The organism is Bradyrhizobium sp. Leaf396 (assembly GCF_001424605.1).
In the GTDB taxonomy this organism is placed as follows: domain Bacteria; phylum Pseudomonadota; class Alphaproteobacteria; order Rhizobiales; family Xanthobacteraceae; genus Bradyrhizobium; species Bradyrhizobium japonicum_C.
In genome coordinates this window covers 416985-429183 of record NZ_LMQJ01000012.1, presented here as the reverse complement: position 1 = coordinate 429183, position 12199 = coordinate 416985, and the positions used below count along the sequence as shown (strand labels likewise).

The window sequence follows — 12199 nt, the reverse complement described above, 5'->3', positions numbered from 1 at the left end:
CCCCGCCGCCTCGCGCTTGTACTCTTCAGTAAACGACCGACGTGCACGTTCCATTCAACACCTCCAGGCTCAACGAGCCTACTACAGGTGTCCACTCATTCGGAGGAAGTTCAATGTTCGAAGCCGGCGCTACGTTGTCCACAAGTTGTTCAACCTTCCCCCGGACCCCCATCCGGGGAGCCAGCATCAACGAAGGAGTTCAACTTGCCCGGCGCTATCCAGGCCGGCCGTCGCCAGCTATGTGGGAACGCTACGGCCGGCGGTGAGCACCGCAAAGCCGTCCGCCCGCTACGGCGCTATTGGATGGCGCGCGTGCGGACGGCTTTGCTCCACCGAGCTCACCACAAGTGGGGACAAGACCTACCGCCTCCGTCAGTCCTGTTGCATCGACGTAAGCAAGACGCTGAGAGTCGGTGCAGACTGTCAAGATAANCGAGCTCACCACAAGTGGGGACAAGACCTACCGCCTCCGTCAGTCCTGTTGCATCGACGTAAGCAAGACGCTGAGAGTCGGTGCAGACTGTCAAGATAAAGCGACCAGTTCTTCGAAGGCATATTTCTGCGTACCGTAGGATCCGCTCTGGTCGCGGTTAAGGCGCGAGGGATGCCCGGTCGCATGACCGAGCTCATGCAAGGCCGTGCGGTGCCAATTGATGGGTTCGAAATAGGCCTGCGGCGGTGGGACCTGAACATAGTCTTCGGCTGTGGCATAGAATGCGCGGTCTCCACCAATTCGAAATGGAATTCTGCTGGCGTTGATCAGGGCGTCGACCGTGGGTTCGATGAGGCCAGGCGCCGGTGGCGGCGCAGCGGTAGCAATGCCGTCGGGCAGATCTTCGCACTGATCGGTGTTGAAAACGGTAAATCGTTTGAGGAATGGAATCGCTTGCGCGTCTTCGCCGGTCTCAGCGGCGCGTCGCCTTTCGTCATTCGGCACGAAACGATCCGCGTAGACAACGGTGGTACCGCGTTCTCCTTTGCGAACGTGACCACCAAGCGAGAGCGCCTGGCGGAAAGTGAGCCAACTTTGACCGGAAAATCCGCGCTCAATCACGGCCCCCCAGAGAATGAGGATGTTCACGCCACTGTATTGCCGATTGGACGACGCATTTTTCGGCATGGCCAGCGGCGCTTTCGCCGCGGCCGTACCCCAAGGCTGGACCCAGGGGACGCGGCCTGCCTCGAGCTCGGCAATGATTTTGTCGGTGATTTCGGTATAGAGGTTCGCCCGGTCCTGGCCGGCGCGCGCGCGAGCAGTAGCGTTTGACATCGCGGGTCTCCGCGACGGGCGCCGCGAGCCTCTCTCGCAACTTCTAACCCGTCACGGAAAAACCAGCCTGCACTCTTACTCTCAGCCCTTGCGCCATCTACCGAGAGCCTCATTCGCGATCAGGCGTGCACCCAAGGGCGCATCGCCGCAACGGAAAATGGCACCCGGAGAACGTGAGCATAGCGACCCGAAGGGGCACGCGGGTCCGAGTGCAGCGACGAGACCGGTTCAATAGCGGCACCCGGGAACGGGGCAGTGATAGCGATCGCCGCAGGCGAGCCCCTTTCCCGAGTGCCCCCGGCGAGGAGCTCCACATCTCCTTGCGCGAGGGATCGAAGCCGGATGGCCGAGACGCAAAGCGGCTCGGTGCACGAGAGCCCGGTGCGGCCCTGGCCGCACGCGCCAAAACCTGAGTGAACGTGATGCAGGCAATGATTCGAGAACCGCCCGACATTTTTACAGAGTCTCACAATTATGGAAGAGAGGCCTGTGGGCGGAGCGACAGCGAAGACCACTCGTGGACGCGGAAGAGGCACCCGCAGGGGGTCACATAGCGCCGACGCGTAGCGGCGGGACCCGGGACCGAGTGCAGTCGCGAGACCGGTTAAGAAGGCAGCCGACCCGAAGGGCAGTGATAGCGACGCCGGCATGCAATGCCCGAGGGCGAGTGCCTCCGGCGAGCGACTCAATGCGGCTTCAGGTTTGCTTGGTATCAATTTTGCTTTTGTGATACCGTCTCACTCGTGTGCATGTCTATGCACGGCGTGGGCATGTTCACTGAGAGCCAATTCTTACAGAGGACGACATGGCCAAGAAAGCGAAGAAGGCAAAGAAGACCGCGAAGGCAGCTACCAAGAAGACGGCAAAGAAGACTTCAAAGAAAAAGAAGTAGTCGTATCGGCTACTGATATATTGCCGCCTCCGGGTCGCGCCCCGGATGATGAGCGACACCTCCCAAAGGATATGAAGCGTCCTTTGCAGCCGTTTGGTATCGCGGCACGCTAAGATAAGGCCGGACCTTTGCGCAGGTGGCTGCTGCATAAAGGTCCGGTTTTCGTTTCTGCCCCGCGAGGGCGTGATCTGCTCGTGCGCGAGGGATCGAAGCCGCGAGGCCGAGACGCTATGCGGCTCGGTTCACGAGAGCCCGGTGCGGCGACAGCCGCACGCGCTAAACGGACAAGGAGCAACCACCTGAGCTCCGACGTCTGAAGAATCGGAAAACGGCTTCTCTAGTTCTTTCTTGCCCACCCTGGCATCTGGCCGGGCGGAAAATTCGTCCTTCGAAAAACGAGATCCCACGATCCCGAATCCCCGTCGTGTGTTAGCGATGGGGAACGTCTGCGGGACTTAACGATTCGTCTCAGCGTGGGAGAACCTTCAATGCTGATGACGGCCGGCGATCCGCACCTTGCGTGGTTGGGCGATCAACGTACTGAACGAAGCGGGGGGCCATACGGGAGTGCGAGGAGCACGGTTGGATGCAGGACCGCGCTGATCCGCATGCACGAGAGCACGCCTTCGATATCGCGCGTCAGGACCCGCCAGCAGACGTCTCCCCTCAAGCAGCGGAGGCCGCAATTCGCGACGTGCTGGACTCGATTGGTAATACCTGCCCAGAGTGCCCCCCTGACGAGGAAGACCGACGCTAAGCTTCGACGCCAGTCCGTCTCCTACTCAGCGGCCTACCGTTTCTCCACGCGCTTTCGCGCGCTGCCGACCTTTTGACAGCCTTTTTCACCGCCGTCGCCGCCTTTCCACTCTTCTTCGCCTCGTACCGCACTTCGTAGTCCTGCCCGCCTGCCACCCGCGCGCGGTCCATCTTTCGTCCGAGTTCAGGCAACGCAACAAGGATTCGGCGGTTCCGGAACGGTCATGTGACGGGCGCTGTGGCGCCTCGCCGATATCGTGCCGGTGCTATGGCGGGAAGAGAATTTGCGGCAACTGAAAGCCCCAGGAGGCTTACGGGCGGTTATCAACTCGTCTCTTAGGAAGAGGTGCTCGAGTCCGATCATCATTGGCGTCCGGAATGATCGAGCGGCTTTCGTGATATGGCGGGAGAATTGGCCGGAGTGCCGCATGAAGTTCGCCTGCTCCCAGAGGCTTCACCAGCCAGTACCCCTGCAATAAATCGCAGCCAAGGCCACACAGTAGGTTGTGATGCTCTTCAGTTTCGACGCCCTCAACCACGACCTTCAATCCGCACGCGTGAGCGAGGCCGATCATTCCGCGCAGCAACGGTTCCCGCTTCTCGTACCCGCCGAGAAAACTCCGATCGATTTTGAGAACGTCACACCGCAAATATTGAAGGTATTCAAAATTGGCAAATCCAGAACCAAAATCGTCAAGCCAGATTTCGACTCCGAGAATGGACAAGTTCCGCAAGCGCTCCAGCCTGTCTGGTGAATGTTCAAGTGCGGTCTCTTCAGTAAGCTCAACAATCAACCGCTGCGCTGGAAAGCCTGTATCTGCCAGCACACGTTCGATCATCTCGATCAACAGAGGAGAATCAAGATTCAGCGGTGACAGGTTGATGCTGAGCTTTAACTCACTATCCCAACTGGTGGCTTCGCGGCACGCTGCCTCTAGAGCCCATTCCAACAACTTATCGATCAGCCCGTTCTCCTCGGCAGCTTTCACGAATTCAAGTGGCGAAACGTGGCCGCGATCTGGGCTATTCCATCGTGCGAGCGCTTCAACAGCGACCGGATGACCGTTCCGGGCATCGTAGATCGGCTGATAGTTCAGGTATAACTCGCGGCCGCGTTGCAGCGTGACAGCAAGATCGGAAGCGAGTGACGAATGTCCGTAGCGAGTGCCTCCGCCTTCCGAGGAACGCTTTGGCCCGACGTCCGCGGGTGACACAGCCCATTTCTTTTCGAAGACGACCGGAAGGCCGAGCCGCGCATTCTTTGACCTGTAGAGGGCCTGATCAGCTCTCAACATCAATTCCTCCGGACTCTGAGCATGATCCGGTAGGATCGCGATGCCGATACTCACGGCCACATCTGCCGTTCCGAAAGCGCCGAGAAAATACGGTTGGCGAAGCAACCTTGCCAATTCATACGCAACGTTCACGGCTCGGCCCGCCGATGAGCCAGGAAGCACGACTGCGAATTCGTCGCCACCAAGCCGTGCACACGTATCGCCGGTTTGGATTCTATCCTTGAGGCGCATCGCGACATTCTTCAGGAGGATGTCTCCCGCAGCGTGTCCTAGCCGGTCGTTCACATCCTTGAAACCATCTAGGTCGAGGCAAAGTAAAGCACATGGTTTGCTAGCGCTCGAGTGCGCGATCGCATGATCGAGCCGTTCGGTGAACAGTCGCCGATTTGGAAGCTCGGTCAGGCTGTCGTGATGCGCAAGAAACTCGACCTTAGCTTCTGCTTTTCGTCGCTCGGTGATGTCCTCGTAGGTGCAAACCCAGCCGCCGTCTTGAAGGGGCTGATGATGTATCGCAATTTGCCTGCCATCGCCGAGCTCCTGGAGAAATATCCCTTTTTCTCGTCGATCTATGAACTCCTTGCGTGCTGAATAGATCTCGTCCACGCTGCGACCTGGATAGTTGCCCAGCGCGCAGCTGTCGGCGAGCACGTCGTAGAGTCTCATGCCAGTGCGCAGTCGATGCATGGGCTGGTTATAGATTCGGCAGAACTGTTCGTTGACAAGTTGTAGCCGGTCGTCAGAGTCATAAAGGCAGATGCCCTGCGGCAGGTTCGCGATCGCCTGTTCAAACCGTTGCCTGAACGCGCCCGGACGGGCAAATCGCCAGGAAAGGTCGTAACGAAGCGCCGACAGAAGTTGCGCGAGCCGCCTTCGATTGCCGCTCTGGCGAGGCAATCGTCCCTCCATCTGACGCTGCACGTTAGCTATCCTGCTTGGATGAGCTTGGTTTATCAGCGGAGTTGATCAGAAAAGACTAAGAGCAGCGTTAAGATGGCCGGCCACGTACTGAAGGCGGCCTCTTCCCCGTGCCACTGATCAACATGGAAACCAAAGGGTAACTACGTCGATTTGGTTGGTTCAAAATGCCCCAAATCTGATGCCGAACGTTGGCGAACGAGGCGAGACACGGAGGCGATCAACGGTCCGGGATTATCAAGCTGCCCAGCTTCACTGGCGGCTTTTTCTTTGACTAGGAGGCGTTTGCCCTGGCTCGTTCGCGCGCCTCACGGCGGCGTTCTCGGCGTTCGCGCCGCCGCTTAGCTCGGTCCGCAGGCTGCCGCAGCGGAGGAACCGGCGCTTGTTCGACAACCGGCAGGGTAGTCTCGCTGACCGCAACTACCGGGATTGGCTCCGGCGAGAGCCGAGCTTCCATGAACTCGAGCACCTCCCGTCCCTTGGAAGTCAGTCTCCATCCCCCACTTATGCGTTCGACCAGCCCTTGAGACCAGATGTCGAGGTCCGGCACCCGCGACGCAAGACGCTTGGTCCGCTCAGCCCAATCTCGTCCGCTGGTCGCCAGGATGGCCATGTCGCGCTTAAGGTCCTCCATCACCGCAAACCCATCCGGATATGCCGCCAGGATCTTGAGGACTGTGACCTGGAAGTTCACGCCCCGACCTCCGGATCAGCGCCACATGGTGGGCGCCTGCGAGAGGGCATCGCGACCGACCTGCCTTAGGCCCTCGGGAGAAACCTCGCCTCCGGTCGCAGCCTCCAGGATCTTCGAGGCCACGTGGGTACGAGCACTGATCTCACGCTGCGAGACGCTGGCACAGACTTCATCGAGGACCGCGCGCAAAAGCGCGGTAGTTGCCGTGTCGAACATGGGTGCCCCCGTCCGGGAAAGTCCCATCTTATCCCGGTTTGTCGAGCTTTGGGAATTCATACATGTTAATCTTTGCTTGCGATGCGCGCGGGCAGAAGCAGCGCCGCCGGCGTGCCGAGATGGGCGGCGATCGCCTCGATGCAGCAGGCGTGCTCCGCTCGTCTCGCCGCGAAGGTCCGAACGTCGGGATCCGACTTGAGCCTGTACCCAGCCGCAGAAAGTCGTCTGCAGACAGCATCGACGTCGGACTTGGTCGGTCAGGCGCTTCTTGGCTCAAGGCCGATCAGCCCGGCGATATCGCGGACCAGACGCAATCCCTCGTCGCGCAGCAGGACGGCGGCGGCCCGGCTCTTCGGATCGCCGATCAGAAGTTCGAAGATCAGGGCGAGGTCCATGAGGGTGCCGAGCGCACCCGGCCAGCCGGCGCCCGTGCCGACTGACCGGAAGTAGATCAAGGAAGGGTGCGAAGCATGGCGTTGTAGGATGGAAGCGCACCAGTCCCGGCCATCGTACAGGGCTCGGCGCATTTCCTCGGGCGCGTCGAGATCGGCATAGCGCTCCAACATCCCGATCGCCGAGGACGGCTGACCGGAGGTGGTGGTGATCTTGAGGACACCGCGATCACGCCGGGAAACTCCCTCCTGCACCTCGATCAGGTACGTCACCGCCATGGTGAGCACCGCCAGACCGCAAATTCCCGCCGCGACCAGTACCCAGTGCGCCGGCCCGTTCGCCTCGATGCCAGACAGGCCGACAGTAGCGAGCGCACTGCCCGCGATGAACGCGGCCTGTTCGAAACTGTCGGCGGGCGGCGAGAACCAGTTCCCGAGGCCATGAGCGATCAGGCCGAAGCCGATCAGCAGCAACGACATCCAGGTGACGAAGGACGCCATCAGCACGGATGGAGCGAAGCTGGTCGAGACTCCCGTTTTGCCGCGCCGCAGCCACTTCCATACGGGAAGCATAGTGAAGAGGAGCCGCCGCGCCACGCGCAAGACGCCCTGGGTTCGCCCGGCACCACCACGGTGTCGAAGACGTCACGCAGCGAGAGACCGACGAGGCCAATGCCAGCAACGAGTTCGATGATTTGGCGGATCAGCACGGCCCACCACCCGCCTGCACGCGATCAAAAAGCTCGCTGCTCTGGGCATGACCAAAGACCATCGGACCTGAACGGGGACAAGGTCATCCGGTTCCTCAGTATGCGCGGGACGACACGAACGAAAGAACCTAGGCCGACTTCCGCTGCGGCTTTGCGGCCGGCTTTTTCGTTGCCCCCTCCTTCGCCGGCTTCTTGCCGGCGATCGCCATCAGCATTTCCTTCTGCCCGGCCGCTGCCTTGCGCGGCTTCTTGGCTGCCTTCTTCGGCGCCTCCGTCGGGCTCGTCGCCTCCCGTCCGATGCTCTTGCGCAACGCGTCCATCAGGTCCACGACGTTCTCACCCCGAGGACGCTCTTTCGCTCTGATCGGTTTGCCGGCGCGCTTTTGATTGATGAGATCGATGAGGGCGGTTTCGTACTGGTCTTCGAACTTGTCCGGCTCGAAATGGCCCGCCTTCTGATTGACGATGTGCTTGGCGAGATCAAGCATGTCCTTGGTGACTTTGACATCCTGGATGTCGTCGAAATATTCCTCCGCGGGGCGGACTTCATAGGGATAGCGCAGCAGCGTGCCCATCAATCCCTTGTCGAGCGGCTCGAGCGCAATGATGTGCTCGCGATTGGTCAGCGCCACCCGACCGATGGCGACCTTGTTCATCTCGCGGATGGTTTCCCGAATGACGGCGAATGCATCGTGCCCGACTTTACCGTCGGGACGCAGGTAGTAGGGCCGAATGAGATATCGCGGATCGATCTCGCTGCGGTCGACGAACTCGTCGATCTCGATGGTTCGCGTCGATTCCAGCGCGACGTTCTCGAGCTCCTCTTGGTCACCTCGATGAAGGTGTCGGTGTCGACCTTGTAGCCCTTGACGATGTCCTCGTTGTCGACCTCCTCGCCGGTGTCGGCGTCGACCTTGGCGTACTTGATCCGATGTCCGGTCTTCCGGTTCAGCTGGTTGAACGAGACCTTTTCGGATTCCGACGTGGCCGGATAGAGCGCGACCGGGCAGGTGACGAGGGAAAGACGGAGAAAGCCTTTCCAGTTGGCGCGAGGGGCCATCGCGGGGAACTCCATTACTGATGCCGGATTCAAGACGAACGGCCCGGCTTGGTTCCGACATCGCGACCTGTCCAGCAGGCCGATTTTTCTCACCTAGGCCCTTGGACGGACTCGACATTTGTTCATGTTATGTTCTAATCAAGAAATGACCGACCGACCCGCGAGCTGGCGCATGCCGACCCCAAAGCAGATGGAAAAGCTGGCCGCTGACGCCGCCCGTAGGCCGAGCCCTTCCACTGCGGATTCCGATGCCTCCTTCCCGGCCGAATACTGGGAATCGGTCCTCAAAGACCCTCGCGCCGGCACGACCGAGGCCCAGATGCGGCTGCGACGTGTTTCCGAGATTCAGCGTCACGTGCTGCGCGTCTCCTGCCGCCGCTGCGAGGGACCGTGGAAATCCAGACCGCCGATGCCGTCCGCTTGTATGGCGCCAACGCAGTTTGGAAGGACGTCGCGCAGCGGTTGCTCGACAACACCTGCCAGCAGCGGACCGGCAGGCATGAAGAAGACGGGTGCTGGCCAGCGTTTGAGATGCCGTAGTCGCTCAGGATTTGCCGATCCGATCTCTTTGCGCCTGGATGTCCGGATGGCCCCGAAGTATCACCCTACGCCCCTGTCGGGCGGCGATCGCAAGGCTCTGGCAAAGGAGCTCGGCAAGGCGCGCGCGATGGCCAACATCTTGGCTGCCCAATCGGCGGAGATGCGGGCCAAAGGCGAGGCGATGATCCAGCAGCCGATAGGCTGCTTTGCGAAAGCTGGAACGAGCGGATGTGGAGCGACGGCGAACCGATCGATCCGTCACCAACCATCGATCAGGCCGTGAACGGAGGCTTCCCCTGGCTGGAGATCAGGTGCGCGCGCTGCAAGACGCCAAGCGACGTGGACCTCGCGGCGATGAAGCATCCGCCGATCACCTTCGTGCACGATCTCGCCAGCCGGCTGCGCTGCCGCAAGTGCGCCAAGGCGGGCCGGCGTCCATCCGCGACTCTGCTACAGTTGACATGACAGCCGCGCCATCCTCGAACCGAATCCTGACCGATGTGTAATCTTTATTCGATCACGACAAACCAGGCCGCGATGAGCGCGCTCTTTCGTGTCGTGAACCGATACGTTGGCAACCTGGCGCCGATGCCGGGGGTCTTTCCCGATTACAAGGCACCGATCGTGCGGAACGGAGCCGAGGGCCGCGAGCTCGCTACTGCGCGATGGGGGATGCCATCGTCGTCAAAAGCGCTGATGGATGCCACGAAGAAGCGAGCCGAGAAGCTGCAGGCCAAAGGCAAGACGGTTGATTTCAAGGAATTGTTGCGTATGGAGCCGGACGGCGGCACAACCAACATCCGCAACGTGAAAAGCAAGCACTGGACGAGATGGCTCGGCACAGAAAATCGCTGCGTAGTGCCCTTTAACTCCTTCAGCGAGTTCAACAAGGCAGAGGGCGGCGATATCTGGTTTGCACTCGACGAGACCCGTCCCCTCGCCTGCTTCGCCGGCATCTGGACCAACTGGACGTCCGTTCGGAAGGTCAAGGAAGGCGAGACGACTAACGAGCTCTACGCGTTCCTCACCACAGAGCCGAACGCCGAGGTCGGCGCCATCCACCCCAAGGCGATGCCCGTGATCCTGACGACGCCGAGCGAAGTCGAAACCTGGATGACCGCAACTAGCGACGAGGCACTAAAGCTGCAGCGGCCACTGCCGGATGGGTCACTCCGCATAGTTGCCCGCGGTGTCAAGGAAGATGCGACCGGACGAGCGCCGTGACGGACGAAGACGAAGTTCGGGCAGAGCCCCGTTCGCCTGCGCAAGATTATCCACATTCGACATGGATGGCTTTTACAATTCGGTCGAGCAACGGGATAATCTCGTAGCTTTGGGCCGCCCGAACGGCCTGTTATGGAGGTAAGATGCCACGAAACATAGTGTTGTGCTGCGATGGCACAGCGAACGAGTTCGCCGTCGATCGCACCAACGTCCTCAAATTGTACTACTGTCTCGTCCAAGATCCGGAGCGGCAGATCGTATACTATCATCCAGGACTCGGCACGATGGAGCCGCCGGGAGCTCTAGGTCCGCTGACGAAGCGGGCAACACGCTGGCTAGGGCTCGCCTTCGGAAGTGGTCTCGAGTCAGATGTGCGCGACGCGTACGTGTTCCTTATGAACAACTTCCAGCCGGATGACCGCCTCTATATGTTCGGCTTCAGCCGCGGCGCATACACAGCGCGCGCCGTTGCTTCGTTGCTTTGCATGTATGGCCTGCTGCCGAAGGGTAACGAATCGTTTGTTCCCTACGCTGTGAGGATGCTGACCGCTGTCAATTCCGCGCCAGAAGGCGAACGATCGGTGGCGTTTAAACTGGCATGCGAATTCCGGGAAACTTTCGACCCGGTAGGTCGTTGCAGGCCGCATCTCGTGGGGATCTGGGATACGGTCAGTTCCGTTGGCTGGGTCGAGCATCAGCTCAGGCTCCCCTACAGTTCAAATAATCCTTTCATCGCGCACGCACGGCATGCTGTGGCGATAGACGAACGCCGCGCGTTTTTCAGAACCAACCTTTGGTGGCCCTCGACTGATCCTGAGAAGGCCGGCCCAAAAGATCTCAAGCAGGTTTGGTTCCCCGGCGTACATTGCGACGTGGGCGGCGGTTACCCAGAGTGCGAGAGCGGCCTGTCCAAGATTGCGCTGAAGTGGATGATCGACGAAGCCGTGGCCCTCAATCTCTTAGTGGACGAAGAGAGGCGGGCGACGATGCTGGGAGATCGGGGAAAGGGCTTTGTCAAGCCGGATCCGAACGGCTGCATGCACGAATCCCTGTCGGGCGCGTGGTGGCTCGCCGAGATCGTTCCGAAGAGACATTACGACCGCGACCGGAAGAGCAATGGGCGTCGAATGAATCTCGGACGGTCTCGAGAGCTGCCTCCAACTCCTAGCGTGCATGCTGCGGCATGGCAGCGCGGCGGAGGCTATTCGTCTCGTCTGCCTGACGACGCAGTTTCCACTGAGTGATCGCTTGATCTGGTCGCCACAAAGCGCGTCCGCAATTGCGCACCGAGCATGAGACCCAGGATAAAAAACGAGTATTCTAGGTAGGACGCAGGATGATGAATCTCTAGCGACGAATATCCGGCGGAGCTGTTCCTGCGTTGCTCACGGCATATGATCTGCAAAGGTCGTACGTTCTGCGGCCCAAGGCCCTGTCTTTCGTCCACAATCGGTGAAAAGAGCGAAGGCACGAGGCGTGCGGGATAGCTGGATCCCCGATGCGACCGATGATCGCGTCGTCTTCAGCAGTTGCGGCGCCTCGCGCTTTCGCTTCGAGGGCGCTGCCGAACAGCGCGATTGTCTGCGCGCGCTCCCGATGCAGTATTTCGCGAAGATTAAGACCAAAGAAATCGATGATCACACGGCCTCGCCGATTGCGAGGCCCGCGTCGTACTGCAGGGACCGCGGTGGTCGCGACGAACGATACCAGAGTTTCGGGGTCGGCATCGTCGTCCCCGATTGGATTGCAAAGATACTGCTCTTCTGCCGCAAGAGCTAACGGATCGTCCGCGTTCTCGCATCGGTGACCTGCGATCGGAAAAAAGTTAAGTTTGAAGATCGTGTTGCAAACCTTGCACGCGGCCGCGTAATTCCCGATGTCATAGGCGAGCCACCAGTATCCCGTTTGGAATTCCTCTCCAGTCGTGAACGAATAGCTGAGTGACGGGTGTTTGCGGCAATCAGGCCAGACGGGAACGGAACTCTTCGGACGGAAATGCTCGACGTCGTACTCGATCTTTCCATACATGACCCCCTCGAACTTGCGTTCGCAGTAAGCGCACTTGTCGCGCTGTACGTCGATCAAAATGGGCTTTATGTCGGACCAGATCGACGACTTCTCCTGGAACGTCCCAATGGCTCTGAATTTCTCAGTGCGCTTCGCGGCCTTCGACAGCCACTTATCGTCGAGCGCTTCGATCGCGGCCTCCATTTCCGCCCGCGTAGATGAATAGCG

7 protein-coding genes and 6 pseudogenes are annotated in these 12199 nt (G+C 60.0%); 5 read left to right on the top strand and 8 right to left on the bottom strand.

Annotated features, from left to right (window positions below; genetic code table 11):
- Nucleotides 1-532: 532 nt before the first annotated feature.
- A pseudogene (locus tag ASG57_RS15050) lies at nucleotides 533-1270 on the bottom strand (ArdC family protein); the annotation flags it as partial.
- 1399 nt (nucleotides 1271-2669) lie between these two features.
- On the opposite strand from ASG57_RS15050, the pseudogene ASG57_RS39135 reads away from it, so the two are divergent.
- Nucleotides 2670-2919 (top strand): annotated as a pseudogene (locus tag ASG57_RS39135) (hypothetical protein).
- Nucleotides 2920-2952: 33 nt separating this feature from the next.
- Here the strand turns inward: ASG57_RS39135 and ASG57_RS36705 are convergent.
- The 6 genes and pseudogenes from ASG57_RS36705 to ku form a co-directional block, all read right to left on the bottom strand.
- Nucleotides 2953-3089, bottom strand: a pseudogene (locus tag ASG57_RS36705) (DUF3606 domain-containing protein).
- A gap of 140 nt (nucleotides 3090-3229) precedes the next feature.
- Nucleotides 3230-5131 (bottom strand): putative bifunctional diguanylate cyclase/phosphodiesterase, encoded by a 1902-nt coding sequence (locus tag ASG57_RS36700; protein WP_156402692.1) that lies wholly within the window; start codon nucleotides 5129-5131, stop codon nucleotides 3230-3232.
- A 271-nt stretch (nucleotides 5132-5402) separates the two neighbouring features.
- Entirely contained in the window at nucleotides 5403-5822 is a 420-nt protein-coding gene (locus ASG57_RS38370) for a hypothetical protein (RefSeq protein ID WP_057196653.1), read from the bottom strand.
- Nucleotides 5823-5837: 15 nt separating this feature from the next.
- Entirely contained in the window at nucleotides 5838-6038 is a 201-nt protein-coding gene (locus tag ASG57_RS15020; protein WP_057196652.1) for a hypothetical protein, read from the bottom strand.
- Nucleotides 6039-6295: 257 nt separating this feature from the next.
- Complete coding sequence (locus ASG57_RS15015) at nucleotides 6296-7027, bottom strand: hypothetical protein (RefSeq protein ID WP_156402691.1); 732 nt, start codon at nucleotides 7025-7027, stop codon at nucleotides 6296-6298.
- A 241-nt stretch (nucleotides 7028-7268) separates the two neighbouring features.
- A pseudogene (gene ku, locus ASG57_RS15010) lies at nucleotides 7269-8200 on the bottom strand (non-homologous end joining protein Ku).
- 145 nt (nucleotides 8201-8345) lie between these two features.
- On the opposite strand from ku, the pseudogene ASG57_RS39130 reads away from it, so the two are divergent.
- The 4 genes and pseudogenes from ASG57_RS39130 to ASG57_RS14995 all read left to right on the top strand — a co-directional run bounded on the left by ASG57_RS39130 (nucleotide 8346) and on the right by ASG57_RS14995 (nucleotide 11208).
- Nucleotides 8346-8740, top strand: a pseudogene (locus tag ASG57_RS39130) (hypothetical protein).
- A gap of 46 nt (nucleotides 8741-8786) precedes the next feature.
- Nucleotides 8787-9205, top strand: a pseudogene (locus tag ASG57_RS15005) (hypothetical protein).
- 33 nt (nucleotides 9206-9238) lie between these two features.
- Nucleotides 9239-9964: an SOS response-associated peptidase gene (locus tag ASG57_RS15000; protein ID WP_057196650.1), complete on the top strand. Its 726-nt coding sequence runs from the start codon at nucleotides 9239-9241 to the stop codon at nucleotides 9962-9964.
- Nucleotides 9965-10107: 143 nt separating this feature from the next.
- Entirely contained in the window at nucleotides 10108-11208 is a 1101-nt protein-coding gene (locus ASG57_RS14995) for a T6SS phospholipase effector Tle1-like catalytic domain-containing protein (protein ID WP_082528954.1), read from the top strand.
- Between the two features lie 103 nt (nucleotides 11209-11311).
- Here the strand turns inward: ASG57_RS14995 and ASG57_RS14990 are convergent, their stop codons facing one another.
- On the bottom strand, nucleotides 11312-12175 hold the full coding sequence (locus ASG57_RS14990) for a hypothetical protein (RefSeq protein WP_057196648.1): 864 nt from the start codon (nucleotides 12173-12175) through the stop codon (nucleotides 11312-11314).
- Nucleotides 12176-12199: the final 24 nt, after the last annotated feature.

Excerpts from the sequence above, each read along its gene's own strand:
- ASG57_RS15020 (WP_057196652.1), bottom strand. The coding sequence starts at position 6,038 with ATGTTCGACACGGCAACTACCGCGCTTTTGCGCGCGGTCCTCGATGAA.
- ASG57_RS15000 (WP_057196650.1), top strand. The coding sequence starts at position 9,239 with ATGTGTAATCTTTATTCGATCACGACAAACCAGGCCGCGATGAGCGCG.
- ASG57_RS14995 (WP_082528954.1), top strand. The coding sequence starts at position 10,108 with ATGCCACGAAACATAGTGTTGTGCTGCGATGGCACAGCGAACGAGTTC.
- ASG57_RS14990 (WP_057196648.1), bottom strand. The coding sequence starts at position 12,175 with ATGGAGGCCGCGATCGAAGCGCTCGACGATAAGTGGCTGTCGAAGGCC.